This is a genomic window from Brevibacillus sp. FSL K6-6036, from assembly GCF_037964015.1.
GTDB lineage: Bacteria > Bacillota > Bacilli > Brevibacillales > Brevibacillaceae > Brevibacillus > Brevibacillus borstelensis.
In genome coordinates, this window is sequence record NZ_CP150173.1 from 4,696,017 (window position 1) to 4,720,847 (window position 24,831).

25 protein-coding genes are annotated in these 24,831 nt (G+C 54.5%); 1 reads left to right on the forward strand and 24 read right to left on the reverse strand.

What is annotated here, in order from left to right; translation table 11 throughout:
* Positions 1–43: 43 nt before the first annotated feature.
* From NST37_RS23045 to NST37_RS23095, 11 genes are all read right to left on the reverse strand, one after another.
* Positions 44–445: a F0F1 ATP synthase subunit epsilon gene (locus NST37_RS23045; RefSeq protein WP_024983766.1), complete on the reverse strand. Its 402-nt coding sequence runs from the start codon at positions 443–445 to the stop codon at positions 44–46.
* Positions 446–470: 25 nt separating this feature from the next.
* Complete coding sequence (atpD, locus tag NST37_RS23050; RefSeq protein WP_003388408.1) at positions 471–1,880, reverse strand: F0F1 ATP synthase subunit beta; 1,410 nt, start codon at positions 1,878–1,880, stop codon at positions 471–473.
* Between the two features lie 48 nt (positions 1,881–1,928).
* A complete protein-coding gene (atpG, locus tag NST37_RS23055) occupies positions 1,929–2,789 on the reverse strand; it encodes an ATP synthase F1 subunit gamma (RefSeq protein ID WP_003388410.1) in 861 nt (286 codons plus the stop codon).
* A 74-nt stretch (positions 2,790–2,863) separates the two neighbouring features.
* A complete protein-coding gene (atpA, locus tag NST37_RS23060) occupies positions 2,864–4,375 on the reverse strand; it encodes a F0F1 ATP synthase subunit alpha (protein WP_003388411.1) in 1,512 nt (503 codons plus the stop codon).
* A 105-nt stretch (positions 4,376–4,480) separates the two neighbouring features.
* A complete protein-coding gene (locus NST37_RS23065; protein ID WP_003388412.1) occupies positions 4,481–5,008 on the reverse strand; it encodes a F0F1 ATP synthase subunit delta in 528 nt (175 codons plus the stop codon).
* Positions 5,005–5,508 carry a F0F1 ATP synthase subunit B gene (atpF, locus tag NST37_RS23070; RefSeq protein ID WP_003388413.1) on the reverse strand — a complete coding sequence of 168 codons (504 nt, stop codon included), beginning with the start codon at positions 5,506–5,508 and terminating at the stop codon, positions 5,005–5,007. Before atpF ends, NST37_RS23065 begins: the two co-directional genes overlap by 4 nt.
* 185 nt (positions 5,509–5,693) lie before the next feature.
* Positions 5,694–5,915 carry a F0F1 ATP synthase subunit C gene (gene atpE / locus NST37_RS23075; RefSeq protein WP_003388414.1) on the reverse strand — a complete coding sequence of 74 codons (222 nt, stop codon included), beginning with the start codon at positions 5,913–5,915 and terminating at the stop codon, positions 5,694–5,696.
* Between the two features lie 49 nt (positions 5,916–5,964).
* A complete protein-coding gene (gene atpB / locus NST37_RS23080) occupies positions 5,965–6,786 on the reverse strand; it encodes a F0F1 ATP synthase subunit A (RefSeq protein WP_003388415.1) in 822 nt (273 codons plus the stop codon).
* A 70-nt stretch (positions 6,787–6,856) separates the two neighbouring features.
* Positions 6,857–7,225, reverse strand: a complete 369-nt coding sequence (locus NST37_RS23085) for an ATP synthase subunit I (RefSeq protein WP_003388416.1) — start codon at positions 7,223–7,225, stop codon at positions 6,857–6,859.
* A gap of 11 nt (positions 7,226–7,236) precedes the next feature.
* Positions 7,237–7,446, reverse strand: coding sequence for an AtpZ/AtpI family protein (locus NST37_RS23090; protein WP_003388417.1), 210 nt, complete (start codon positions 7,444–7,446; stop codon positions 7,237–7,239).
* A gap of 200 nt (positions 7,447–7,646) precedes the next feature.
* Positions 7,647–8,843, reverse strand: a complete 1,197-nt coding sequence (locus NST37_RS23095) for an acetyl-CoA C-acetyltransferase (RefSeq protein ID WP_003388419.1) — start codon at positions 8,841–8,843, stop codon at positions 7,647–7,649.
* Positions 8,844–9,113: 270 nt separating this feature from the next.
* On the opposite strand from NST37_RS23095, the gene NST37_RS23100 reads away from it, so the two are divergent.
* Entirely contained in the window at positions 9,114–9,599 is a 486-nt protein-coding gene (locus tag NST37_RS23100; RefSeq protein WP_003388420.1) for a PPC domain-containing protein, read from the forward strand.
* Between the two features lie 253 nt (positions 9,600–9,852).
* Here the strand turns inward: NST37_RS23100 and bioC are convergent, their stop codons facing one another.
* The 13 genes from bioC to NST37_RS23165 form a co-directional block, all read right to left on the reverse strand.
* Positions 9,853–10,662 carry a malonyl-ACP O-methyltransferase BioC gene (bioC, locus tag NST37_RS23105; RefSeq protein ID WP_327926454.1) on the reverse strand — a complete coding sequence of 270 codons (810 nt, stop codon included), beginning with the start codon at positions 10,660–10,662 and terminating at the stop codon, positions 9,853–9,855.
* A complete protein-coding gene (locus NST37_RS23110; RefSeq protein WP_031932675.1) occupies positions 10,652–11,398 on the reverse strand; it encodes an alpha/beta hydrolase in 747 nt (248 codons plus the stop codon). The genes bioC and NST37_RS23110 overlap by 11 nt, the downstream gene beginning before the upstream one ends.
* Positions 11,395–12,681 (reverse strand): 8-amino-7-oxononanoate synthase, encoded by a 1,287-nt coding sequence (bioF, locus tag NST37_RS23115; RefSeq protein WP_003388424.1) that lies wholly within the window; start codon positions 12,679–12,681, stop codon positions 11,395–11,397. The genes NST37_RS23110 and bioF overlap by 4 nt, the downstream gene beginning before the upstream one ends.
* A 13-nt stretch (positions 12,682–12,694) precedes the next feature.
* A complete protein-coding gene (bioB, locus tag NST37_RS23120) occupies positions 12,695–13,693 on the reverse strand; it encodes a biotin synthase BioB (RefSeq protein ID WP_003388425.1) in 999 nt (332 codons plus the stop codon).
* Positions 13,694–13,711: 18 nt separating this feature from the next.
* The gene (gene bioD, locus NST37_RS23125; protein ID WP_003388426.1) at positions 13,712–14,452 is read right to left on the reverse strand and encodes a dethiobiotin synthase; all 741 of its coding nucleotides are present in this window, start codon (positions 14,450–14,452) and stop codon (positions 13,712–13,714) included.
* Positions 14,449–15,804, reverse strand: coding sequence for an adenosylmethionine--8-amino-7-oxononanoate transaminase (gene bioA / locus NST37_RS23130; protein WP_024983758.1), 1,356 nt, complete (start codon positions 15,802–15,804; stop codon positions 14,449–14,451). Before bioA ends, bioD begins: the two co-directional genes overlap by 4 nt.
* Positions 15,805–15,961: 157 nt before the next feature.
* Positions 15,962–19,123: a phosphodiester glycosidase family protein gene (locus tag NST37_RS23135; protein ID WP_024983757.1), complete on the reverse strand. Its 3,162-nt coding sequence runs from the start codon at positions 19,121–19,123 to the stop codon at positions 15,962–15,964.
* A 218-nt stretch (positions 19,124–19,341) separates the two neighbouring features.
* The gene (gene wecB / locus NST37_RS23140; protein WP_003388429.1) at positions 19,342–20,490 is read right to left on the reverse strand and encodes a UDP-N-acetylglucosamine 2-epimerase (non-hydrolyzing); all 1,149 of its coding nucleotides are present in this window, start codon (positions 20,488–20,490) and stop codon (positions 19,342–19,344) included.
* 13 nt (positions 20,491–20,503) lie between these two features.
* Positions 20,504–21,133: a uracil phosphoribosyltransferase gene (gene upp / locus NST37_RS23145; RefSeq protein ID WP_003388430.1), complete on the reverse strand. Its 630-nt coding sequence runs from the start codon at positions 21,131–21,133 to the stop codon at positions 20,504–20,506.
* A 632-nt stretch (positions 21,134–21,765) separates the two neighbouring features.
* On the reverse strand, positions 21,766–23,016 hold the full coding sequence (glyA, locus tag NST37_RS23150) for a serine hydroxymethyltransferase (protein ID WP_339185913.1): 1,251 nt from the start codon (positions 23,014–23,016) through the stop codon (positions 21,766–21,768).
* An 87-nt stretch (positions 23,017–23,103) separates the two neighbouring features.
* Entirely contained in the window at positions 23,104–23,673 is a 570-nt protein-coding gene (locus NST37_RS23155; protein ID WP_003388433.1) for a TIGR01440 family protein, read from the reverse strand.
* Position 23,674: 1 nt separating this feature from the next.
* Positions 23,675–24,130, reverse strand: a complete 456-nt coding sequence (gene rpiB, locus NST37_RS23160) for a ribose 5-phosphate isomerase B (protein WP_003388434.1) — start codon at positions 24,128–24,130, stop codon at positions 23,675–23,677.
* A 187-nt stretch (positions 24,131–24,317) separates the two neighbouring features.
* Positions 24,318–24,767, reverse strand: a complete 450-nt coding sequence (locus NST37_RS23165) for a low molecular weight protein arginine phosphatase (RefSeq protein ID WP_003388435.1) — start codon at positions 24,765–24,767, stop codon at positions 24,318–24,320.
* Positions 24,768–24,831 lie beyond the last annotated feature (64 nt).

Sequence of the window (24,831 nt, forward strand, 5' to 3'; positions counted from 1 at the left end):
ACAACAAAGCCCCCGTCGCCAGAAGCGCGGGGACTTTTGTCATCTACTTATTTGTAACCTGAAGACGAGTGATTGCGCGTTGCAGTGCACGCTCAGCCCGACGCAAATCCAGGTCCGGATGTTTTTCGTTCAAACGCTGCTCGGCACGCTCTTTTGCTGCCTTGGCGCGGCTTGGATCGATATCCTCCGGTCTTTCTGCTGTCTCGGCCAAAATCGTCACCTTGTCGCCGCGTACTTCCATGAAGCCGCCGCTGACAGCCATTACGAGCTCCTTGTCGCCTTCGGTCTTGATCCGAACAGGTGCGATTTTCAGTGGAGTCACCATGGGCATGTGATTCGGCAAAATACCGAGATCCCCTTGTACGCCACGGGCAATGACCATGCTGGCTTCACCGCTGAACAAAACCCGTTCAGGAGTTACGACTTCTACTGTCATCTTACTCACTTACTGGTCTCCCCTTTCCAGGGTGTTACGCCATGGTCTTTGCACGTTCTACAACGTCTTCGATCGTACCAGCGTACAGGAATGCACCCTCAGGCAGGTGGTCGTGCTTGCCTTCGAGGATTTCCTTGAAGCTGCGAACGGTTTCCTTCAGCGGCACGTATTGGCCCGGGTTACCGGTAAACTGTTCGGCAACGTGGAACGATTGAGACAGGAAACGTTGGATGCGGCGAGCGCGTGCTACGATTTGCTTGTCTTCATCGCTCAGCTCGTCCATACCCAGGATCGCGATAATGTCTTGCAGTTCTTTGTAGCGTTGCAGGATTTTTTGAACGCCACGAGCCACATCGTAGTGCTCTTGACCAACGATGTCAGGAGACAGAGCGCGGGATGTGGAAGCGAGCGGGTCAACCGCAGGGAAGATACCCAGCTCGGCGATGGAACGCTCCAGGTTCGTCGTAGCGTCCAAGTGAGCAAACGTCGTAGCCGGTGCCGGGTCAGTGTAGTCGTCCGCCGGTACGTAGATCGCTTGAATGGATGTAACGGAACCTTTTTTCGTAGAGGTAATGCGCTCTTGCAGCTGACCCATCTCGGTAGCCAGGGTCGGCTGGTAACCTACCGCAGACGGCATACGTCCGAGCAAAGCGGATACCTCGGAACCTGCTTGGGTAAAGCGGAAGATGTTGTCGATGAACAGAAGCACGTCGCGGCCTTCTTCATCACGGAAGTATTCCGCCATGGTCAGACCTGTCAACGCTACGCGCAGACGCGCGCCAGGCGGTTCGTTCATTTGTCCGAATACCATCGCGGTTTTCGGCAGAACGCCAGCGTCTTTCATCTCATGGTACAAGTCGTTACCTTCACGGGTACGCTCGCCAACGCCGGCGAATACGGAGATACCGCCGTGCTCTTGCGCGATGTTGTTGATCAGCTCTTGGATCGTAACGGTTTTACCTACACCGGCACCACCGAAGAGACCGATCTTACCACCCTTGATGTAAGGAGCGAGAAGGTCAATAACCTTGATACCTGTTTCCAGAATTTCAACTTCAGTCGCTTGCTCCACGAACTCGGGAGCTTTGCGGTGAATCGGGTCGCGGCGCTCTACTTGACCCAGTTCTTTCAAGTCGATCGGCTCGCCGAGTACGTTAAATACGCGGCCCAGAGTAACCTCACCGACCGGAACGGAGATAGGCGCTCCTGTGTCTACAGCTTCCATGCCGCGCACCAGACCATCTGTAGTGGACATCGCAACGGCACGAACCAGGTTGTCACCCAGGTGTGTAGCAACCTCGACAGTCAAATCGATGTCGCGCTCACCGGCGCTTTGTGCTTTATGTTGAATTTTGATCGCATTGTAAATGGCAGGCAAATGTCCGCGGTCGAACTCGATGTCAACGACCGGACCCATTACCTGAACCACGCGTCCTTTCGCCATCTTACTTCTTCCCTCCTGTGAAACTGAATTGGGAGTCAACTTTCGTCTTTACGCCTGTGCGTTGGCACCGGAGACGATCTCGGAGATCTCCTGCGTAATCGCTGCCTGACGGGCACGGTTGTAGATCAACGTGTAACGTCCAATCATGTCCGTCGCGTTATCTGTCGCATTGCCCATCGCTGTCATGCGGGAGCCTTCTTCGGAAGCCTTCGCCTCGAGCATGGCGCTGTAAACAAGCGTTTCAGCATATTTCGGTAACAGATCAGCCAGGACTTCTTCTGCATTCGGTTCGTACTCGTAATTCGTCGTACGCCCGTTGCTGCTCTCGGGAGCCTCAAGCGGCAAAACACGCTTGATCGTAGGCACCTGAGAGATCGCGCTCTGGAACTTGTTGTAGCACAAGTAGAGCTCGTCGATCTGCTCGTCCGCGAACAGCTGCACGGCTGCACTGGCGATCTTCTTGATATCAGCAAAGGCAGGGTTTTCTATGCCGGTTGCCTCGTCAATGACGGGGTAATTGCGCTTCGTGAAAAAATCACGGCCTTTACGTCCGATTACGAAAATGCCGTATTCGTCCTTGGACTTGTGCTTCTCGTTAATGGTCTGGATCACGGTACGGATCATGTTACCATTGTAACCGCCTGCGAGACCGCGGTCAGAGGTGATGACAATATAGCCGGTCTTTTTCACAGGGCGGGATTGCAGCATCGGATGCTTGGAACCGGTGGTGCCACCTGCGATGCTCGCAATCACTTCCTGAATCTTGTCGGCGTACGGACGGGCCGCTTCCGCCTTCTCCTGGTTGCGGCGAAGCTTTGCAGCCGCCACCATCTTCATCGCCTTTGTGATCTGACGGGTATTTTTCACGCTTTTAATACGGCGTCGAATCTCACGTATTCCTTTAGCCAATCGTTTTCACCACCTTGGGGACACATGCCGAACTTTTCGGCCCGGCATGCATCAGTTGTCTATTGGATTAACGTTTAGCGAGTTACCGAAAAGCCTTTTTTGAACTCTTCGATCGCTGCGTTGAATTCTTTTTCATCCGGAAGCTCTTTCGTCGTACGGATGTGCTCCAACAGCTCAGGCTTGTTGGACTCAAGATACGACATCAGTTCCTTCTCGAAGCGGCCAACAGCCTCTACCGGAATATCATCGAGGTAGCCTTTGGTTGCGGTGTAGATGATCGCAACCTGCTTCTCAACCGGAATCGGCTCGAATTGGCCTTGCTTCATTACTTCCATCAAACGCTCACCGCGAATCAGACGGGCTTGCGTCGCTTTGTCAAGGTCGGAACCGAACTGGGCAAACGCAGCCAGCTCGCGGTATTGAGCCAGCTCAAGCTTGAGCGGACCGGCAACCTTTTTCATCGCCTTGATTTGCGCCGAACCACCTACGCGGGATACGGACAGACCGGTGTTTACCGCTGGGCGTTGGCCGGCGTTGAACAAGTCTGTTTCAAGGAAGATCTGACCGTCAGTGATGGAAATCACGTTGGTCGGAATATATGCGGAAATGTCGCCCGCTTGGGTTTCGATAAACGGCAGGGCAGTCAGTGAACCTGCGCCCAGTTCATCGGACAATTTCGCTGCGCGCTCCAGCAGACGGGAGTGCAGGTAGAATACGTCACCAGGATACGCTTCGCGGCCTGGAGGACGACGGAGCAGGAGGGACATTTCGCGGTATGCGGCAGCCTGTTTGGACAGGTCATCGTATACGCACAGAACGTGTCCGCCTTTGTACATGAAGTACTCACCCAGCGTAACCCCAGCATAAGGAGCCAGGAACAGCATCGGAGCCGGATCGGACGCAGTCGCGGAAACGACGATTGTGTAGTCCAGAGCGCCGTGCTTGCGCAGGGTTTCTACGATGTTTGCAACGGTCGATTGCTTCTGACCGATTGCCACGTAGATACAAATCATGCCATTGCCTTTTTGGTTGATGATCGTGTCGAGCGCCACAGATGTTTTACCTGTTTGGCGGTCACCGATGATCAGCTCGCGCTGTCCGCGGCCGATTGGAATCATCGCGTCAATCGCTTTGATACCGGTTTGCAGCGGTTCATGAACAGATTTACGCGCCATAACGCCCGGAGCCGGACTTTCGATCGGGCGGAATTCGGTCGTATGGATTGGGCCGAGGCCGTCAATCGGCTGACCGAGCGGGTTCACTACGCGGCCCACCATTGCTTCACCTACAGGCACCTCCATGATGCGGCCTGTACGTTTTACTGTATCGCCTTCTTTAATGTCACGGAACGGACCAAGAATAACGACACCCACGTTATCTTCTTCCAAGTTGAGTACCATACCCATTACGCCGTTTTGGAACTCGAGGAGCTCCCCGGCCATTGCTTTTTCCAAACCGTGAACGCGTGCGATACCGTCACCAACCTGGATGACCGTTCCTACGTCCACAACTTCAATTTCAGATGTAAAATTAGCGATCCGCTCTTTAATGAGGGAGCTAATCTCTTCTGGTCTGATTGCACTCACTTAACATTCACCCCATTCGTCCAACATCTTAATAGAGGGTGTTTAAAGCTCATATGAATGCCTGGCCTTTCGGAAGTTGACCAGGATTCCCGCTTTAAACGGCATTTATGCTTGATGCGCGAAAAGTTCCAACTTCGTCTTAATGCTTCCGTCATACAAACGGTCGCCGATCTTGATCACAATTCCACCGAGGATGGACGGATCCACAACGGTTTGCACGCGCAGCTTCTTGTTCAGTCTTTGACCGAACTTCTCGGCCAGCTCCGCTTGCTCTTCGGCGCTCAATGGCTTGGCGCTGGTGACGATGGCGTCGGCAATGCCGCGCGCTTCGTTTGCCAGCTTCACGAAAGCCTGCTGGATCTGTGCCAGCTGCGCTTCCCGTCCGCTTTCAATCAGGACGGTCAGGAAATTGTGAGTCTCTTCGCTGATGTGACTTTTGAACAGGTCATCCACCAGCGTTTTCTTCGCTCCCGCCGCGATATGCGGGTGTAGCAGGATTTTGCTCAAATCGGCGTTTTGCTCAACCGCTTGCACGACTGCGCCAAGGTCAGCTTCCACCTGATCGATTTTCCCACGCTCGCTGGCCACTTCAAAAAGGGCGCGGGCGTAGCGCTTTCCTACTGCGCTGCTCATAGGCGATCTCCCACTTGAGCGAGGAATTTGTCAACGGTTGCTTTTTGCGCTGCTTCGTCCAGTTCTTTTTCAATGATCTTGGAAGCCAAGAGAACGGACAGACCTGTCATTTGATCGCGCAGCTCCGCTTTCGCTTTTTCTACTTCGCGAGCCAGTTCCTTGCTGGCATCAGCCTTCATGCGCTCAGTTGCAGCTTGCGCATCGGCAACCAGCTTCGCGCTTTCGTCCGCAGCTTGTTTCGTAGCGCGGTCGATAATTGCTTTTGCTTCTACACGAGCCTCGTCGAGGACGCGGCGTTGTTCGGCGAGAAGAGCTTCCGCTTCTTGGCGGCTCTTTTCAGCCGAGGAAATTTGGGATTCGATATGCTGACGGCGCTTTTCCATGATTCCTACGATAGGGCCCATGGCCAGTTTTCGAACAACCAGCAGCAACACCAAGAATACGATTACTTGGGTAAGCAAGTCTCCAAGGTTAAGGGAGACGGCACCAAAGTCGAGCATTTGTTTCACTCCTTCCTTACAAACAGGAGAATGTATATCTACGGATTAAAGCCGCTTCTTTCCTAGATAACCCGGCTGCGCCAGCTAAAAAGGCGGACGGAGCCACAAGCCACCAGGGCAAAAATAAGTTCTGATGACTAAAATAGAGGCGAAGGTCAAGCCCCCGCCCATCAAACCTATGCTTTTTACAGACGACCGAAGAGGATGAAACCGATCGCAACTGCGATAATCGGAACCGCCTCGACGAGACCGAGACCCAGGAACATGAGACCCATCAGGTTGCCGCGCGCTTCAGGCTGGCGAGCTACGCCGTCAATTGTACGGGAAATAACGAGAGAGTTACCAATTGCTGCACCAAGAGCAGCCAGACCAAATATGATACCGATTGCAAGAGCCAAACCTTCCATTGTAAAAAAACCTCCTTAGTGTGTGTAAAAGATAGAAATCTACAGTGAATTAATGTTGGTCATTCACTTGTTGTGAAATGTATACCATCGCCAACGTGGTGAAGATAAAGGCTTGGACAGAGCCGACAAAGACGGAGTAGCCCAGCCACAGGAACAACGGAATGCTTCCGAAGATTCCTACGCTCAACAGGAAGGCGATCAAAACCTCACCGGCAAAGATGTTACCGAATAGACGCAGAGGAAGCGTCAACGGCTTAATAATGAACTCTTCCAGAATGTGAATCGGGTTCAGGAATGTATGCTTGAGCCATCCGCCGAAACTCTTCTTCATCCCCAGGTAGTGCGCGTAGAGCAGCACCACAAACGCCAGCGCAAAGGTTACGCTCGGGGTAGCAGTCGGCGATTTCCACCAACCGATGACTACGCCGTGGCTGTGAGGATCGGTAGCGTTCAACTCTTCATTCAGCTTTTCCAGCTTCTGCTTCTTGGCTTCATCGTCGCTCGCCAGCGTCAGCGCATCGACTACCGTCTGGCTCATTTGTTGACCCGTATTCGGATCGTTGTGATGAGACGTATTCACGTTAAACACAAGGCCCAGCTGGTTGCTGATAAAGATGTAGAGGAACAGGGTCAAGGCTAGCGTAACAAAATGCGCTGCCTTTTTCGGCTCGATATAGCTTTTGGTGATGCCTGTGACGAAATCGACAATCCACTCCATCACGTTTTGCCCGCCTCTTGGAGCAGCGGTGGTCAGGTTGCGGGTCAGACCCACACACAGAAGCAGAACCACCAGGGAGCTTACCAAAATCGCAATGATGGTCGAGACATCAAAAACCATGCCCAACCACTCAAATCGCAGAGAATAATGCATGTATTTCACCCCTTTCTTCCGCGCGAGTCTATTACCAAGTCATGTACAGAGTAAAAAAATGCTGCAAAATCTATTTTAAGGAGCGGTAAACGAAAAAGAAGCCTAACACTTGAAAGAGGAAAAGGCCGATCAGCACGCCCGACAAAACAAACAGATGGGGGAAGCGGATCGTCAGAAATACGGCGAATCCAGCCAAGAGGAGGCGTTGCAGCATGCCTGTTCCTTTTGGACGGACGCTCGGGTCGACAGCCATCTGGCCGATGCGCCAAGTCTTGCTTACGAGCACGGTGCCGCCCAGTAGGCTGCACCCCATTCCAAGCAGGAGGCTCTGCAAAAACAGCCGATATGGAGGCAAAACGGCCCAGAGTATAGCAACCAGGGCCACACAGAAAAAAGCATAGCGAAAGGTTGCTCGCATAGCCGAAGTAAACGTTTGCATGTTCTATCTCCCTACAAATACCCGCGAACTATGCGGTAGACGCTATACACGCCAATTCCCAATCCGAGAAGGAGCCCAACCATCAAGAACCAAGGTTTGGTAGACAGAAGACTGTCAACGTATCTGCCCAGATAGACGCCGCCAATGACACAAACGGCCATGTCCGCACCTATCAGGCTCACTAGCGTGACGGCTCGCCACGGATTATCGATTTTCGGCACATAACCGTCCCCTTTCATACACAAGGAGAGGGCAGGTTGTCAAGTGCCCCTATGCCCTCATTCATATTAACGAAGATTTATTCCATTTGTCAACGTGCGATAGGTTCTGTACACAAAGCGTTCACATTTGAAAATGACGCGGTTTTTTTGCAAAAACAGCCCTTTCTCTCCGGCCGTCAAAACTGGAAAAACTATCTCTTCTACTGATTGATTTTTTCAACAACCGTGGCTACTCCTTGGCCGCCGCCGATGCACAGAGTCGCTAACCCATATTTTGCCCCTGAACGCTTGTTCAATTCATGTACAAGCGTCACCAGTATTCGGGCTCCGCTCGCGCCGATTGGATGGCCGAGAGCGATCGCTCCGCCGTTCACATTCAGCTTCTCACGCGGAATCCCGAGTTCTTTTCCGACTGCCAGCGATTGCACGGCAAACGCCTCATTGGCTTCGATCAAGTCCATTTGCGCAAGCGTCAGACCCGCTTTTTCCAGTACGCGGCGCGTCGCCGGAACCGGTCCGATGCCCATGATGCTCGGGTCGACACCTGCACTAGCATTGGCGACAATCCTGGCCAGCGGTATTACACCGAGCTCGCGTGCCTTTTCTCCCGACATGATCAAGAGAGCAGCCGCTCCGTCGTTGATGCCGGAAGCATTCCCTGCTGTAACCGTACCGTCCTTTTTAAACGCGGGGCGGAGCTTTCCGAGTGCTTCCGCTGTTACACCAGCCCGCGGGAATTCGTCGACGCTGAACATGATCGGTTCGCCTTTTTTCTGCGGAATCGGCACGGGAACAATTTCATCTTGAAAACGTCCTTCGCTTAGCGCACGCTGCGCTTTTTCCTGGCTCCAGGCGGCAAACTCGTCCTGTTCTTCTCTCGTCAGCCCATACTGCGTGCACAGATTTTCCGCTGTAATCCCCATGTGATAGTCATTGAACGCACACCAGAGACCGTCGCGGATCATGCTGTCGACCACCTTTTGATCGCCCATCCGGTAGCCGCCCCGCGCCCCTTCCAGCAGATATGGCGCCTGACTCATATTTTCCATGCCCCCGGCAAGCACGACCTCGGCATCCCCGGAGAGAATCGATTGCACCGCCAAGTGGACCGCTTTCAGCCCGGATCCGCACACCTTGTTGATTGTCATGGAAGGTACCTGCTGAGGCAGCCCAGCCCGGATCGCCGCCTGTCGGGCAGGATTTTGCCCAAGACCGGCCTGAAGCACATTGCCAAGTATCACTTCATCGACAGCTTCTTTGGCGACGCCAGCGCGTTCGAGTGCCGCTTCCAGCACAACGGCTCCCAACTGTGTAGCGCTTACCCCTGCCAGCGCTCCCTGAAAATTGCCGATAGCCGTCCGAACGGCGCTTGCAATTACGATTTCTCTTTGACTCACGAAAAATCACTCCTCGCAAAACTGGATGAAAGCATCTTCATACCATTCCATTTCTGATCGAAATATTCCTGCATTTTTGAACAATCTGCCTGGAAAGCTGTCCCCGCTCAAACTCCGAAGCTGCAAGAACCCGACAAGAATCTCTTGCTTGTGCTAGAGGTCTTAATGATTTTGAGAGACAACGGTCCATATTTTCAGTTTACAAATAAATTTAAATTTTGTATATTTTATCCATGGAATCGAATACCAATTTATGGAGGTACTCTATTTATGAAAAAATACTTGAACCTCTTCCTTGGACTTGCTCTCGTATTTACGTTTTCCAGCTCCGTTTCTGCAGCAGGAAAGCAGCAATCAGCGCAGGTACATAAGCTTTCAGCAGCTCCTGCGGCAACGTATCCTTTTGAAAGCGAACCGAATAATACAAGACGCGAAGCAAACCCGATACTTGAAGATGGCATCAGAGGCACCATCAGTTCGGCCACAGATGAAGATTGGTTCTCGTTTGTCGCTCCGATCAACAACGAGGAACGGCTGCTGCTGTTGATTCCATACGGAAGCTACGACTATGATTTGTACGTTTATGAATTGGTAGGAAAAAATCTCGATCAAATCGCTTCGTCTACCCGCGCCGGAAATTCGGACGAGTCTCTCCGTTTCGATGCGGAAGAAGGAAAGACGTATTACATTCTCGTAAAATCGTACTCGGGCTATACGGATACCGATCCATATACGCTCTACTTCGACTTGAAATAAACGAGAGAGTTTTGCGAGACTTCGCGCTTGATCCGTTAGCAAAACCCGTCCTGATCCATTGCCAGGACGGGTTTTTTGTCGTCGTGATCGGCTCCCTGTGCAACATCGAATCCGAACAGGAAAATCAGCCGGATGCCGCATTTTGGTGCAGGAAACACTTGAATTCGGCTCTGTCTTGGTTTTCACTTTATCTTGGATTTCGCTCTATGTTTAAACAAACGGTGAAGGCTGTTTCTTTCCAACAACGCAAGGGCTATGCCTTTTTGGCCCGTATAAAGACAAGCTCGTACGTAACCGGTACGCCTCTTTCATCCCCGTACAAGCGTTGGTACTCTGCCATCATCGCGGTCAATAATCGCCGCTGCCCCAATCCAGCGCCGCTGCTCTTTCCTCCCGCATTTGCCCCGATCGCTTTGACAGCCTGCAAAAAGCTGCGGACGTCGGGGTAGTAGAGCGTTCGCCTGGTCCGCTCAGACTCCACGGACGCAAACCCTGCCCCCAGACAAATATCCCGCCATTGTTCCGGGGTCAGATAGGAAAGACCATGCCGCTCTGGAGGCCGATCAAGCAGGCGGTAGGCGGAGTCAAAGGAGCGATGCAGCTCCTGAAAGGTTCCCGGCCCAAACGTAGAGAAGAACAGCTGCCCGCCGGGTCTTAAAAGCTTGTATAATCCCGCTGCCGTTCGGGCTGGCTGCTGGAGCCATTGGAAACAGGCGCTGGAGGCGGCCAAATCGTATGTCTCGGATCGCTCCTCCCATACCCATCGTTCCACATCAGCCAGCTCAAACCGTATGCGCGTATCTTCCCTGAAACGCTCGCGTGCCTGCTTTACCATCCCCGGCGCGATATCAAGCGCCACATACTCGCATAGGGGAAACTGCGCTCGCAAAAGCCAGGTCAGCCCGCCGGTGCCGCTCCCGATCTCGAGCAGGCTCTGCACCTGCCGGGTCCCGGAGAAAATTGACTTGGCCAGAATGGAAGCCATCTCCTGCTGGACGACGGCGTACTGATCATAAGTGGCTGCCTTTGCGCTGAAACGTTTGCTGACAAGTTCATTTGCCATACCTGCCCACCATCCTTTTGGCTTCTTCTATGATGATTTCCGGATACAGGAGCGGGATGGCGTGGCCGCCGCCCGGAACAGACACCAGCCGGGCAGAGGAAAGAGCGGATGCGGAAAGGGCGGATGCAGATAGGCCGGATGCGAGCTCCACTCCTGCCCGGTAGGGACAGATCCCATCCTCTGTTCCGTGAATCACCGTGACGGGACAGGCAATCTCCGGCAGCAGCGGACTGCAATCCTCCTTTTGCAGGTAGGATAGACCGGCAAGCAGTGTCGGCTGCGGCCATTTGTCAGCCAGTCTGACCCCGACATCCGCAATCCTCTCCCTTTCTGCCTGCGTGAACATCGAGTAGTGAAAGTCGCCGATTACCTGTTCCCGGTTTCGGGTCAGCTTTCGACTCATGAGCCGCAGATGGGTGTCCTGCCATCCGCTGCTCCCATCGCCACGGCTGCCGACAAACCTCGCTGCGGTGCCAATCGCAATCAAACCGTCCACCGCGGATTCTTGGGCAAGGCGAAGCCCAAGCATACCGCCCATCGACCATCCGATCACGATGAGCGGCATGGAGCGCAACGGTGAAAGCTGCTCGCGGACAGCCGTGTAAAACTGCTCGGGGTGAACAATCCGCGAGTAATCCGGTCTTCTATGCTCACAATCATCCAAGGCGTCAACAATCGGCTCCCAAACCTCATCGGGCATGGCCCAGCCATTTATCCACAGCATGACGGCTTTCATCTGTACGCCTCCTGTTCCGCATAAGCCACCTCACGTATCTGTTCCAGCACTCCAGCAAGTTCGGTTTTGGCATGGGTGGCCATGAGCGAAAACCGAATCCGCGCTTCGCCCTCGGGGACAGTGGGAGGACGGATCGCAACCGCCGATATGCCCCTTTCCGCCAGAGCACGGCTGATGCGAAGCGCACGGTCGTTGCTGCCGATCAACCAGGGGACTATCGGCGAATCTCCCTCCATCACGGATAATCCCGCCTGGCGCAGCTGATCCCGAAACCACCTGCCAAGTCTCCGCAGCCTCTCTCTTCGCCAGCCTTCCTCCTGCACGATCTGCAGGGACGCCTGAACGGAAGCGACGACCATCGGCGGCAAGCCCGTCGAGTAAATCAGCGGCCTGGCCGTATTGACCAGATAGCGGATCAGCACCTCATCCGCACAAACGTACGCGCCGTAAACGCCAAACGCTTTGCTGAACGTCCCCATGATCACGTCTACCCGCCCGTGCAAGCCGTATTCATGGCAAAGACCTTCTCCGCGCTCTCCACGAACACCGCCGGAATGGGCTTCATCAACCAGCAGCAAGGCGTGATAGCGGTCCCGGAGCTCCACCAGCTCGCGCAGAGGAGCGCTGTCACCATCCATCGAAAAGACAGCGTCGGCGACGATCAGCATGCGCCTTTTGCTTCCGCTGTGCTTCTTTAGCAGGGATTCCAGATGATCCATGTCGTTGTGCCGGTACCTGTAATGGTCTGCTCTGCTGAGAATGATGCCATCCACGATGCTGGCATGGTTGAGCCGGTCGCTGAACACAGCATCGCCTCGTCCCACCAATGCTGAAATCACACCGAGATTGGCCATGTAGCCGTTGGCAAACACCAACGCGGCTTCCCGCCCCTTCCACCTCGCCAGCTCTTCCTCCAGCTCGCTGTAGCAGACGTGATTGCCGCTGACGAGACGGGAAGCAGTCGCTCCCGCTCCAAGCCGCATGGCAGCGTCGGCAGCTGCCTGAACAAGCCTCAGATCCCCTGACAGTCCCAAATAGTTGTTGGACGAAAGGTTGAACAGCTTCTCTCCCCTGATCGACAGCCACTTGTCTGCGTCGTTTTCAGCCAGGTCGAAAACAAAATCCTCGCGCTGATCAAACTCGTCACGCAGGCAAGGCATGCCGGAAGGTGCAAGCGGCGAACAATCGATCTTATCGTGTTTTTGCAGCTCTCTGTACAAGAAGCTTTCCTTTCGTTTCGTCAACTCCGCTTCCATCCACGAATATCCGCTGTCTGCCGTCAACTGGGTCACACTCCTACAGCGCACACTGCTCAATCTCAAAGCCAAGGTCCTCAATCATTTGATGATCAAGCGTTACCTCTTGCCCGGGCGTCGTCAAGTAATCCCCTACAAAAATGGAGTTGGCGGCATAAAGGGCCAGCGGCTGAAGCGTACGCAGATTTTTCTCCCTGCCTCCCGCGACGCGGATCTCCTTTGAAGGGCAAATGAAGCGGAACAGGGCCAGCACCTTCAAGGCCTTCATTGCCGGTGTCCGTCCGCGATTTTCCAACGGAGTGCCTGGGATGGCGTTGAGAAAATTAACGGGGATCGAATCTGCATCGATGCTCCTCAGGGCGACAGCCATTTCCACAATTTCTTCGTCCGTCTCTCCCATCCCGATGATCACTCCGGAACAAGGCGACAGCCCTGCCTGCTTGGCCGCCTCTACGGTTTCTACCCTCTGGTCGTAGGTGTGAGTGGACGTGATCTGACCGTAATTGGACCGGCTGGTGTTTACATTGTGGTTGTAGCGGTGGACGCCTGCCTCTTTCAGGCGGGCCGCTTGCTCCGGCTTGAGGATGCCCAGGCAGGCACATATTTTCAGCGGCATCGTCTCGCGGATCTCCCGTACTGCTTCGATCACCTGTTCCAGCTCGCGTTCCGTCGGTCCGCGGCCGGATGCCACGATGCAGTATGTGCCCGCTTGCCTGTTCTGCGCCTCACGAGCACCGGCTATCAGTGTTTCCTTGTCTAAAAAGGCGTACTTTTCAATCGGAGCATTGGACACGATGGACTGGGAGCAGTAACCGCAATCCTCCGGGCAAAGACCGCTTTTGGCATTGATGATCATGTTCAGCTTTACTTTTTTTCCATAGAAATGCTTGCGGACCTGAAAAGCCGCCTGCAGGATCGGCAGCACCTCTTCATCGTCTGCTTGCAGAACGGAAAGCGCCTCCTCTTGTGTCAACAAATCTCCCTGCAGCGCTTTTTTGGCCAGTCGGCTCCAGTGCACCGTGTTCAGACTCACGCTCATGCTCTTTCTCTCCTCTTCTTATCGTGTGGAAATGGAAAACAGCTCTCGAATCTTTTCTGTATCGGCGTAAGCTCGTATCGCTTCTGTGACGGAGGTCTGCGAGATTTCCCCCTCCATCCAGGGGATTTGTCCCAGCACTTGCACTCCGGCGTACTCTTCGATCAAAGCGGCATTGCTCTCCATGCTTTTATCGCTGTCATTCGGGCGATAACCGTTCAGGATGACGCCTGCTACCCTGAGACCATGCTGACGGGCATAGGCCACAGAAAGAATCGTATGGTTAATCGTCCCCAGACCGGCCCTTGCCACAAGCAGTACCGGCATTCCCAGATAAGCCGCAAAATCGACGATCAGCTCTGTCTTTGTCAGCGGCACGGCGAGTCCGCCCGCCCCCTCCACCAGAAGAGCCTTGTATTTCTGTTTCAGCGGTTCTCCTGCTGCTGCGACCCGGGGCAATGAAAGCGCAACTCCCTCAGCCTCCGCAGCGAGCAGAGGAGCAAGCGGAGCGGAAAAAGAAAAGGGAGCAATCTCTTCTGGTGCATCACTGACACCCGAAATGGCGCGGAGCAGATAGGAGTCCCGCATTTCCTCGGTTTCTCCTCCTGACTGAACCGGCTTGTAAACCCCTATTTCAAGTCCGTCCGCTCGCAGGACGGCTGCCAGACCGGCGGTGATTATCGTTTTTCCGACACCCGTATCCGTTCCGGAAACAAAAAGTCCTGTCCATTTCACCGGCTTATCGGCTGCGACATCGCTCATCCTTCCGTCACCTCCCGGATCGAGGCTGCCAAAATGTCGACCATCGCGGCCAGGTCATCCTCTGTGCTGACCAGCGGCGGTATGAGCACGATCACGTTCCCGAGCGGTCTTGTCAGCAGCCCTCGTTCGCGGGCCGATTTCGTCACCCGCACACCGATGCGCTCATTCCAGTGGTAGCTTTCCTTTGTGTGTTTGTCGCGTACAAGCTCGATCCCGACCATGAATCCTTTTTGCCGGACCTCGCCTACGTGCGGGAATGCCGCCAGCGGCCTTAGCATTTCCCCCAGCTTCTCCGATTTTTGGGCTACCTCATCGACAAGCCTCCGCTGTTCCATCAGTCGCAAATTGGCCAGGGCGACTGCGCAGCCGAGCGGGTTCCCCGTGTAGGAATGCCCGTGGAAAAAGGTTTTCTGTTCTTCGTAATCCGCGTAAAAGGCTTGGTACACCCGCTCTGTGGTCATTGTGGCAGCGACAGGCAAATAACCGCCGGTAATGCCCTTGGCGATCGTCATAATATCCGGTACAACCCCTTCATGCTCGCAGGCGAACATTTTCCCCGTACGGCCAAATCCGGTCGCCACCTCGTCCGCGATGAGCAGCACATCGTACTTCTTCGCCAGTTCCGCCATTTTTTGAAGGCAGCCATCCGGCATCAAAATCATCCCGCTCGCTCCCTGGACGACCGGCTCGACGATCAGCGCTGCGATCTCGTCCGCTTTTTCTTCCAGGAGCTGCTCGAGACAGGCTATTGTCGTATCTGCTGCCGATTTTTCGCCCTCGTGGCGATACGGGTACGGATACGGAATCGTGTACGGGGAAAACAACAACGGTCGGTATACCTCGTGGTACAGCGGGATTGCCCCTACGCTGACTGCACCGATGGTATCCCCGTGATAAGCGTTTTTCATGGTGATAAAGGAGCGCTTGCCGGTTTTGCCGAGATTTTGCCAGTATTGAAACGCCATCTTGATCGCGATCTCCACTGCCGTAGCGCCGCTGTCGGAGTAAAACACCTTGGTCAAACCTGGAGGCGCGATCCGAACGAGCTGCTCAGCCAGCAGGATCGACGGGATGTTCGCCATCCCCAGCAAAGTGGAATGCGCGACCTGGTTCAGTTGGTCGACAATGGCCTGATTCAACTCCGGCACATTGTGTCCGTGGACGTTGAGCCAGACGGATGAAAACCCGTCGTAGTAGGCCTTTCCCTGGACATCGATCAGTTTGATGCCTTCTCCTCTGGCAATGATCACCGGGTCATCCGCTATGTAATCTTTCATTTGGGTGAACGGATTCCAGAGGTACTCCTTGTTTTTCCGCGCGAGCTCTTCGTAGCTGTACGGTGAAATAGACATGGAACAGCCCTCCTCCAAATTTATTTGTTAACCATTTAGTAAAATTAGTTAACAAATAAAGTATACCTGCCTCCTTTGTTTTCCTCAATAGACTGTTAGGAGCAGAAACACAAAAAACCGGCCTCTTCACTTTAAGAAGAAGCCGGTTTTACAGGTGCTACGATTTGTTCAATATCCGATACAGCGCGACGACAGTAACTGCCCGGGTCGCCGGTTTATTCGGTTCAAATTTGCTGCCCAGCGGGTCTATCAGTCCCTGGCCTACCGTGTTGTTGATCGACTGGGTCGCCCAGGATGGCCACGACTTTTTGTCCGACATCGCTTTGGCAGGAGTCGCCTTTTTCTTCAGTACACGGTCCAGAATAACGGCTGCCTCTGCCCGGGTCACAGGCTGATCCGGACGGAAGGTGTTGTCCGGGTAGCCTTTTACTAGCCCTTTGGCAATCGCTACTTGGACTGCTCCCTGGGCATAGGCCGGAACTTTGTCCTTGAAGCTCAGCTTGGGCGACGCTGGCAGCTCCCAGTTAAAGGTACGGGCCAAAAGCGTGACGTACTGGGCCCTGGTGAGGGCGACCTCGGGACCAAACGTCGTTTCCGTCAGCCCCTTTACGTACCCTTTTTCAGCCATCCAGGTGATTTCCTTCTTGGCTGCGTGTTTGGAAATGTCCGTAAAGGCTGCACTGCCGCCCGCACCATCCAGATAGTACGGAATGTAGGTACCGTAGTCATTTACCTCGTAGACCCACTGTCCCTGCGCATTTCTCGTACCGAGCAGCGGGTCAAACGTCTTGTTGATTTCGTTTACGTACAGGAGACCTACTCCTTTGCCGGCGATCCAGTTCTTCGGCGTCAAGGTCAATGTCAGCGGAGATGTGGTGATTCTGTCATCCTGACCGTCTTTGTACGTCTCCGGCTTGATCGTAAAGGAGTAGTCAGCCGGGACATAGCCTGGAAGCGGCTGCGGCACGATCGAATTTACTTTGATCGAAGCCATGTCCAGGAAAGGCGCTGTACGCTCAAACGAGTAGCCCAGATCGAGCTCTGCTCCCAGCGAGAGCGTTCCCGGCACCTCTGGAACGACGTTGGTTCCTTTCGGCGCTGTCCCTGCGGAGCCTGGCATAATGAGCGAGACTTCGTCAAAGTACAGCGTGCCTTTGTCTTGCTGGTGGCCGTCTTCCGGACGATCCACAACGTAGATGCTCTTCAACTGCAGCGGATAGGCCACGTTTGCCGGGAAGTAGCCTTTTACCTGCTTCCATCCGGTCCAGTCAATCTCTTGGGCCAGATCGACGTAGACAGGCTTGCCGTGGGCGTCAATTACTTCGGCCCGCAGCCAATGCTTGCTGTTGTCGCCGTTTACCCACAGGCCCAGACCGATCGGCTTGCCCGGGATCTGCTGCGGCTGGGCGGCGATCCGGCCGTAGGCAAAGCGCAACTGGCCTTGAGGCGCTCCGGTGAAGTTGTACGCCAGCTTGGCTGACTTGTGCGTCCGGAATACAGGATCGGATACTGCCGTAAACGAACCATGCGAACTCAGCGACTCAGGGATGGATGCGTGGTGCATGCCTGCCTGATTGTCAAAGGTGATCCACGGCTGTTCCAGCTGACCTACGGTAAACGGAACATTGGTCGCTACGCCATCGTATACGACGGTCAAGGTGCCGTTGCCCGTCTCTTCGCCTGCGATCAGCTGCAGCTGGTCGTTTACAGACGCTACCTGGGAATCCACGCTGGTCTGGACGCTGAGCGGCGTCGCCTGCACCAATTGACCTTTTTTCGTCTTGATTTTCACGTCGAGTGTGAGCGTTTGGCCCGGTGCGACAGAAATCGGGTTAGGCGACACGACTATCTGCTGCACTTCGCTTCCGGAGATTACGTGAACCTCTTTTTGCTGCGCGACGCTTCCCGATCTCGCCGTAAAGGCAATCTGCCCGGATTTCATCGGCGTGAACTTGTTGCCGGTAAACGAACCGGCATCTGGTTGGTTTGCCTGCCAGGAGATCATCGAAGGATCAATGGCGTATGGCTGGTAGTGAGTATCGTACGCTTTGGTTGTAAATTCTGCCGTTTGGCCAATCAGCATCTCGGCCGGGCCATTGATGACAAAGCCCTTCAATTCTCCCGGAGGAGCTGTATTGTAGACCGCCAGTCCCGTAGGCACTCGCCGCTCGGAACCTCCTGTCGTCTTGATTGCCAGGTTGGCTTGCGTATCGCCAAGCATCCGTACAGACATCGTGGTGGAGCCTCCACCGTCGAAGTTGACGGCCCGATATGAGCCAAGCTCGGCCATGATTTTGGCCAGCTCGTCCAAATAAACGCCATTGGTGCCGTCAATTGTCACCATCAACAACGTTTTTCCATCCTGTGTGATGCCGACAGCCGTCCGCGCATTCAGAGACACGATCGATTTGTCCGCCTGAAACGACGTAAGCGCCCTGCCCTGGTCAACCAGCAGGACGTTCCCGCCAACCGCCTGCGCCCAATCGTGGCTGTTCGGAGTAGTCTGATACTCGACATGAGCCGTCGATCCGACCGGGAAGTTCTGTTTCAGGAAATTGGCTGCTGTTCCATGCCCCCACAGCACATAGCCGTTGTAAGGGATGTAGAAGCCCGGTTGATTGATGCGTACTTCCTTCGCCACGTTGTCCACAAACAAGACCTCGACGACATCCTTGTAGCCGGGAATCGTACCCAGGCTTGTCTGGCCGAACGAAGGCGTGTACATGTTCAATTGGTTCATATGGCTCTTGCGATTGTCGCTGGGATTGTACTCTTCCTTGTTCACCCCTTGCAGCGGGAACGCATTGCCGTTTGGCGCCGTTACTTTGCCGGTAAACCCAAACTTTTCGATCAGAGCCGTTTTGTCACTGGTAATCCCGAGGCTGTACCAGTAAGACACCAGCCCCATTGACGACACCAGTTCTTTGTCTTTCATGACGATTCCGAATGGTGCGCCGCGTTTGGACATGTTGAAAAAGTCTGCATTAATCGCGGCAACCGCTCCTGTTTCCCGGGCCATCTGGGTAACGGTTTGACGATCTGTCAGCTTTCCTTTCGTGCCATAGACCGGCTTTACCTCGACATAGGGGTTGGTCAAATCAACCTTGGTCACCATGACATTGATTTGTTTATCTGCAAAGGACTTCGTATATTTATGTAAGGTAGTACCTTCCCCAATGGTCGTTTGCCACATCAATTGCAGCATACTCGTCTCCGCCCGCGCCTGAGCCACATTGCTTGCCAGCGGCGCAAACGGAGCAAAAGCTCCCCAGGCCACAGCGGCAGCCGTGAGCAGCGACAAAACCTTCCGCGCTCTCATGTTGATAACTCCTCTCCCATTTCCTTCTCTGTGTCTGCTTATGTACACAACTATATAATAGACGCTGTGACAGGGGGGATAGTTTCGGTCTTCCATGCAGATTCCGCATTGGAAAAACGAACCAATGTAAACATTTTACATTGACATCGAAAAAGAGGCGCTGAAACCACGCGCCTCTTTGTTGTCCGTTCTCGTTGGGGTATGGAATTGGAATAGCGTTAGCGGCCGGGCGTAAACGGCTCGGGACGCTCCTGTCTCATGCCAAAGTGGTGAAGAATCGCCTCGACAATGCGGCGTGACGCTTCTCCGTCTCCATACGGGTTGGCTGCCTGCGCCATCTCATGGTAGGCGGCGGCATCGCGCAGCAGGTGATCAGCCATCCGGTACACCTGATCTTCGTCCGTTCCTGCCAGCTTCAGCGTTCCAGCAGCGATTCCTTCCGGCCGCTCCGTCGTGTCGCGCAGCACCAGCACTGGAACACCGAGAGATGGAGCTTCTTCCTGGACTCCCCCCGAATCCGTCAGGATCAGATGGGCACGGCGGGCGAAGTTGTGAAAATCAAAAGCATCCAGCGGCTCGATCAGATGAATGCGATCGTGACCGCCCAGCACCTCCTGCGCCACATCCTGGACAGCCGGGTTCAAGTGAACCGGATAGACGACAGCGATATCCTCATGCTCGTCGATCAGGCGTCTGACCGCACGGAAAATGCGGCGCATCGGCTCGCCCAGATTCTCGCGGCGGTGAGCGGTCATCAGCACCATCTTTTTCCCCTGCACCCGATCCAGTACCGGATGGGTGTAATCGTCCCGGACTGTCGTTTTCAGTGCGTCGATCGCCGTGTTTCCGGTAATGTAGATGGACTCCTCCGGCTTGTTTTCCCGGCGCAGGTTGTCTGCGGAGCCTTCCGTCGGCGAAAAATGGAGATCTGCCATGACGCCAGTCAGTTGGCGGTTCATCTCCTCAGGGAACGGGGAATACTTGTCCCACGTGCGAAGCCCCGCCTCCACATGTCCGATCGCCACCTGGTTGTAGAAGGCTGCCAGGCTGGCTACAAAGGTCGTGGTCGTATCGCCGTGAACGAGGACAATGTCTGGTTTTGTTTCCTTGATCACTTGGTCGAGCGCTTCAAGTGCCCGGGTCGTGATCTGCACAAGCGTCTGCCGGTCCTTCATGATGTTCAGGTCGATATCAGGCTGAATATGGAAAATCTCCAGCACCTGATCCAGCATTTGACGGTGCTGCGCTGTCACGCAAACAATCGGTTCGATGTGCTCTTCATGCTTGCTGAGCTCATGGACGAGCGGCGCCATTTTGATCGCTTCCGGCCGCGTCCCGAAGACAGTCATCACTTTTAGCTTCTTCATCGGATTCCCTCTCCTACTTTGTCCCAAACAGTCGGTCGCCGGCGTCGCCAAGACCCGGGATGATGTAGCCGTGATCGTTCAGGTACTCGTCAATAGCCGCTACGTAGATATCGACGTCAGGATGCTCGTCCTGGACCAGCTTGATGCCTTCCGGAGCTGCGATGAGGCACATCAGCTTCATGCTTTTCGCTCCGCGCTTTTTCAGGGCATCAATGGCCGCGGCAGCAGAGCCGCCGGTCGCCAGCATCGGGTCGATTACGATCAGTTCACGCTCCGCGATATCCGTCGGCAGCTTTACATAGTACTCTACGGGCTGCAGTGTGTCCGGATCGCGGTAAAGGCCCACGTGGCCTACCTTCGCAGCCGGGATCAGCTGCAGAATCCCGTCCACCATTCCCAGGCCTGCGCGGAGAATCGGGATCAGTCCCACTTTTTTACCGGCAATTACACGCGCTTTGCAGGTTGCCACCGGCGTTTCGATGGTTGTCTCCTCCAGAGGCATATCTCGGGTGATCTCGTAAGCCATCAGTGTGGCTACCTCGTCCACCAGCTCGCGGAACTCTTTGGTTCCCGTGTTTTTGTCGCGGATGAATGTTACCTTATGCTGGATCAGCGGATGATCTAACACGTATACGCGGCTCATGTATGTTCCTCCGTTTCCACTTGTCAATATATCCTTTCCATAATAGCGGAGGGAGGGGCGGACGTCAATTTGCGTAATCTTTCGTCATTAGGGGCTTTGGTTCGACACCTTTTTGGGCAAGAGCAAAAATGAAAAGATCTTTGTTCGCGGCTTTGGTGGAGGAGATGAAAGCGGAGAAAACGCTCAGGGTTCGGTGGGACACTGCCTGGGGGTATGCGCTGTCCGGCCCTGCTCCAAAAGCGGAACGCGGCCAAAAGTCGTTGATTCTGGGGGTGTCTCAGAGGTTGGCCGCTAAAAGCGTGTTCCGCTTTTGGACCATGGCCTGGGAGGTGTCCCAAAGACCCTTCGCTTTTTTCTCCGCTTTCATCTCTACATCCGTTGGGGTGGATCGGTCTTTGGGCTTTTCGTTGGCAAGATCGAAGAGGTGGAGGATAGATCGGACGGATGTACCTTGGCCGTTGCTTTTGTGTGGGCCTCGTAGCTTTTGGATGATTGGATGGTTTCTATAGACGAAAAAAGGCCCCGCTTATGCTTGCGAGGCCTTTTTACTATGTTTGCTATTTGTAATTTGCTAATGATGTCGCTTGATGTACTTGCAGGTGTACCGACCTTATCTTTCCAGCCTTTCCCGCTTATACAGTCAGGCCTTCGTACATCGGGAAGCGTTGGCAGAGGGCGGAGACGCGTTGTCTTGCTTCCTCGTGCTTGGCCGCATCTTCCGGGTTTTTCAGGGTGAGCGCAATGATGGCTGCTACTTCCTTCATCGCTGCTTCGTCAAATCCGCGGCTGGTCACTGCCGGGGTACCCATGCGGACACCGCTGGTGACAAACGGGCTTTCCGGATCGTAAGGAATCGTATTTTTGTTGGTCGTGATATTGACTTCATCGAGCAGATGCTCAGCCACTTTTCCAGTCAGGCCGAGGTTGCGCACATCTACGAGGACGAGGTGGTTGTCCGTTCCGCCAGAGACGAGCGTCAATCCCTCTGCTTGCAGGGCTTCGGCAAAGGCGCGGGCGTTGTTTACGATTTGCTGGGCGTACGCCTTGAATTCAGGCTGGAGCGCTGCGCCAAATGAAACGGCCTTGGCTGCGATGACGTGCATCAACGGCCCGCCTTGCACGCCCGGGAATACGGACTTGTCGATAGCCTTGGCAAATTCTTCCTTGCACAGAATCAGACCGCCGCGAGGACCGCGCAGGGTCTTGTGCGTGGTCGAGGTAACGAAGTGCGCATGCGGCACCGGATTCGGATGCAGTCCAGCCGCCACAAGTCCGGCGATATGGGCCATATCCACCATGAAGTACGCACCGACCTCGTCGGCGATTTCACGGAATTTGGCAAAGTCAATCGTGCGCGGATACGCGCTGGCTCCTGCCACGATCAGCTTCGGCTTGTGCTCAAGCGCTTTGGCGCGCACATCATCGTAATTGATCAGATGGGATTGCTCGTCCACTCCGTATTCGACGAAATTGTAGAGAGACCCGGAGAAGTTGACCGGGCTGCCATGCGTCAAGTGCCCGCCGTGAGACAGGTTCATCCCCAGCACGGTATCGCCCGGCTTCAATATGGTGAAGTAGACAGCCATATTGGCTTGGGCGCCGGAGTGAGGCTGTACATTGGCGTGTTCGGCACCAAACAGTTCCTTGATGCGGTCGCGCGCGATGTTTTCCACGATGTCTACATATTCACAGCCACCGTAGTAACGACGGCCTGGATAGCCTTCAGCGTACTTGTTGGTCAATACCGTTCCCATCGCTTCCATGACGGCACGGCTGACGAAGTTTTCAGATGCGATCAGCTCGATTTTGTCCCGCTGTCTGCCCAGTTCCAGACCGACCGCTTCCGCTACTTGTGGGTCCTGTTTGCGCAAAAACTCTAGCATGGTTTTTTCTCCTCCTGGATCTTTGTTTTAGTTATGAAAAGGGGTTCCCGCAAAGGGGAACAGCCATAACTGGCGAAAATGCCACAGTCACATGCAGCTTTGATTGGACGAGGTGCGCTCATAGACGGCACGGGAACCGCCGATCAGCTTCGGACGGGTGCGCGCTGCCGTTACATGCGCCTCTCCGATCTGGCGAATGGTCGGCCGGACCGGTACCGCTACATGCTTCAGATGCATTCCGATCAGGGTATCTCCGATGTCGATGCCCGCGTGAGCCTTTATGTGCTCGACAACAACGGGAGCTGCCATCTGTTCAAAGGCGCAAGCTGCCATTGAGCCGCCCGCGCTGGGAACAGGCACGACAGAGACCTCCTCAAGCCCGCATTTCTCCATCGTCTCCCGCTCGACGACGAGAGCTCTGTTCAAATGTTCGCAACATTGGAAAGCCAGCGAAAATCCCCGTTCTTGCGCCGCAGCGGAAATTCCCCGGAACAGGGCCTCCGCCACCTCCCGGCTGCCCGCTTTGCCAATGTGTTTGCCGGCCACCTCGCTGGTGCTGCAGCCGATAACAAGCAGCATGCCCGGCCGAAGCTCGGCCAAGCCCGCTACCTCGGAAACGACTTCCCTGGCTTGCTGTTCGATGCGAAGCAGGTCCACCTTACTTCACTCCCGCATGTTTGGCTTCGATCTCGGTGATCTTCTCCACGCGGCGCTCGTGGCGGCCTCCTTGGAAATCGGTCTCCAGCCAAATCTTGACGATGTCAAGGGCAAGGCCGGGGCCGATAACCCGCTCACCCATTGCCAGCACGTTGGTGTTGTTGTGCTCCCTCGTCGCTCTCGCCGAAAATGTGTCATGGACAAGTGCGCAGCGGATGCCGGGAACCTTGTTGGCTGCGATCGACATCCCGATCCCTGTCCCGCACACCAAAATGCCTCGGTCAAATTCTCCTGCCGCTACCTTTTCCGCAACAGGAAGAGCATAGTCCGGGTAGTCGACCGAGTCTTCGCAAGAGCAGCCGAAATCGGCCACTTCCACGTTCATCGTCGCCAGCAGCTTCTTGATTTCCTCTTTTAATTTATATCCACCGTGGTCGGCACCAATCGCCACTTTCATCAGTATCCCTCGCTTACGCTTTTGCTATTTTTATTATAACTCAGATAACGCCCGGTAAAAAGTGAACATTTTTACTAAAAACAAAGATAATGTTCGTCCATTAGCAAGGTTTAGGTAAAAGTCTACCAAAAACTTGCGACAATTGCTATCGGATTGGATCCGGGCATCTTTTGTCTGGTCCAGCAATCTACTGCTGCCGGGACAAGTGAGCCCAAAGCTTGTCCAACAGGACCTGGATTTCACGGGCACATTTGCGGTATTCCTCGACCGTACCGCCGAACGGATCGGCAATATCGCCCCCGTCATTGGCGCCGACGTATTCTTTCAAAGTAAACACTTTTTGCTGCGCCTCAGGAAAGTAGCTGACAATCAGCGACTTGTGACTGTGGGCCATCGTCAGAATCAGGTCAGCCCAAAGGATCAGGTCACCGTTTATCCGCGTAGCCTGATGGTTGTGATCGATTCCGCACTCCGCCAATACTTGAACAGCCTGCTGAGAAGCCGGCTGCCCTTCGTATGCAGCCACGCCCGCAGACCTCACTTCCCAATCGCTGCCTGCCGCAAGTGTCCGAAACAACGCCTCTGCCATCGGACTGCGGCATGTATTTCCCGTGCATACAAACAAAATCCGTTTCATGCTTTCAACTCCTTCCTTGTGCGCTGCCTTTCGCCTCCCGGAATGGACAAAAGGGCAAAGCCGA

Bases quoted from the DNA above. Each gene is read 5' to 3' on its own strand.
- atpE (WP_003388414.1), bottom strand. From the start codon at position 5,915: ATGGAAGGTTTGGCTCTTGCAATCGGTATCATATTTGGTCTGGCTGCT.
- atpD (WP_003388408.1), bottom strand. From the start codon at position 1,880: ATGGCGAAAGGACGCGTGGTTCAGGTAATGGGTCCGGTCGTTGACATC.
- upp (WP_003388430.1), bottom strand. From the start codon at position 21,133: ATGAGCCGCGTATACGTGTTAGATCATCCGCTGATCCAGCATAAGGTA.
- rpiB (WP_003388434.1), bottom strand. From the start codon at position 24,130: ATGAAAGTGGCGATTGGTGCCGACCACGGTGGATATAAATTAAAAGAG.
- glyA (WP_339185913.1), bottom strand. From the start codon at position 23,016: ATGCTAGAGTTTTTGCGCAAACAGGACCCACAAGTAGCGGAAGCGGTC.
- bioC (WP_327926454.1), bottom strand. From the start codon at position 10,662: ATGGCAAATGAACTTGTCAGCAAACGTTTCAGCGCAAAGGCAGCCACT.
- wecB (WP_003388429.1), bottom strand. From the start codon at position 20,490: ATGAAGAAGCTAAAAGTGATGACTGTCTTCGGGACGCGGCCGGAAGCG.
- NST37_RS23135 (WP_024983757.1), bottom strand. From the start codon at position 19,123: ATGAGAGCGCGGAAGGTTTTGTCGCTGCTCACGGCTGCCGCTGTGGCC.
- atpB (WP_003388415.1), bottom strand. From the start codon at position 6,786: ATGCATTATTCTCTGCGATTTGAGTGGTTGGGCATGGTTTTTGATGTC.
- bioB (WP_003388425.1), bottom strand. From the start codon at position 13,693: ATGAGCGTGAGTCTGAACACGGTGCACTGGAGCCGACTGGCCAAAAAA.
- atpF (WP_003388413.1), bottom strand. From the start codon at position 5,508: ATGCTCGACTTTGGTGCCGTCTCCCTTAACCTTGGAGACTTGCTTACC.
- bioA (WP_024983758.1), bottom strand. From the start codon at position 15,804: ATGTCTATTTCACCGTACAGCTACGAAGAGCTCGCGCGGAAAAACAAG.
- NST37_RS23085 (WP_003388416.1), bottom strand. From the start codon at position 7,225: ATGCAAACGTTTACTTCGGCTATGCGAGCAACCTTTCGCTATGCTTTT.
- NST37_RS23065 (WP_003388412.1), bottom strand. From the start codon at position 5,008: ATGAGCAGCGCAGTAGGAAAGCGCTACGCCCGCGCCCTTTTTGAAGTG.
- NST37_RS23110 (WP_031932675.1), bottom strand. From the start codon at position 11,398: ATGAAAGCCGTCATGCTGTGGATAAATGGCTGGGCCATGCCCGATGAG.
- NST37_RS23100 (WP_003388420.1), top strand. From the start codon at position 9,114: ATGAAAAAATACTTGAACCTCTTCCTTGGACTTGCTCTCGTATTTACG.
- NST37_RS23165 (WP_003388435.1), bottom strand. From the start codon at position 24,767: ATGAAACGGATTTTGTTTGTATGCACGGGAAATACATGCCGCAGTCCG.
- bioD (WP_003388426.1), bottom strand. From the start codon at position 14,452: ATGAGCGATGTCGCAGCCGATAAGCCGGTGAAATGGACAGGACTTTTT.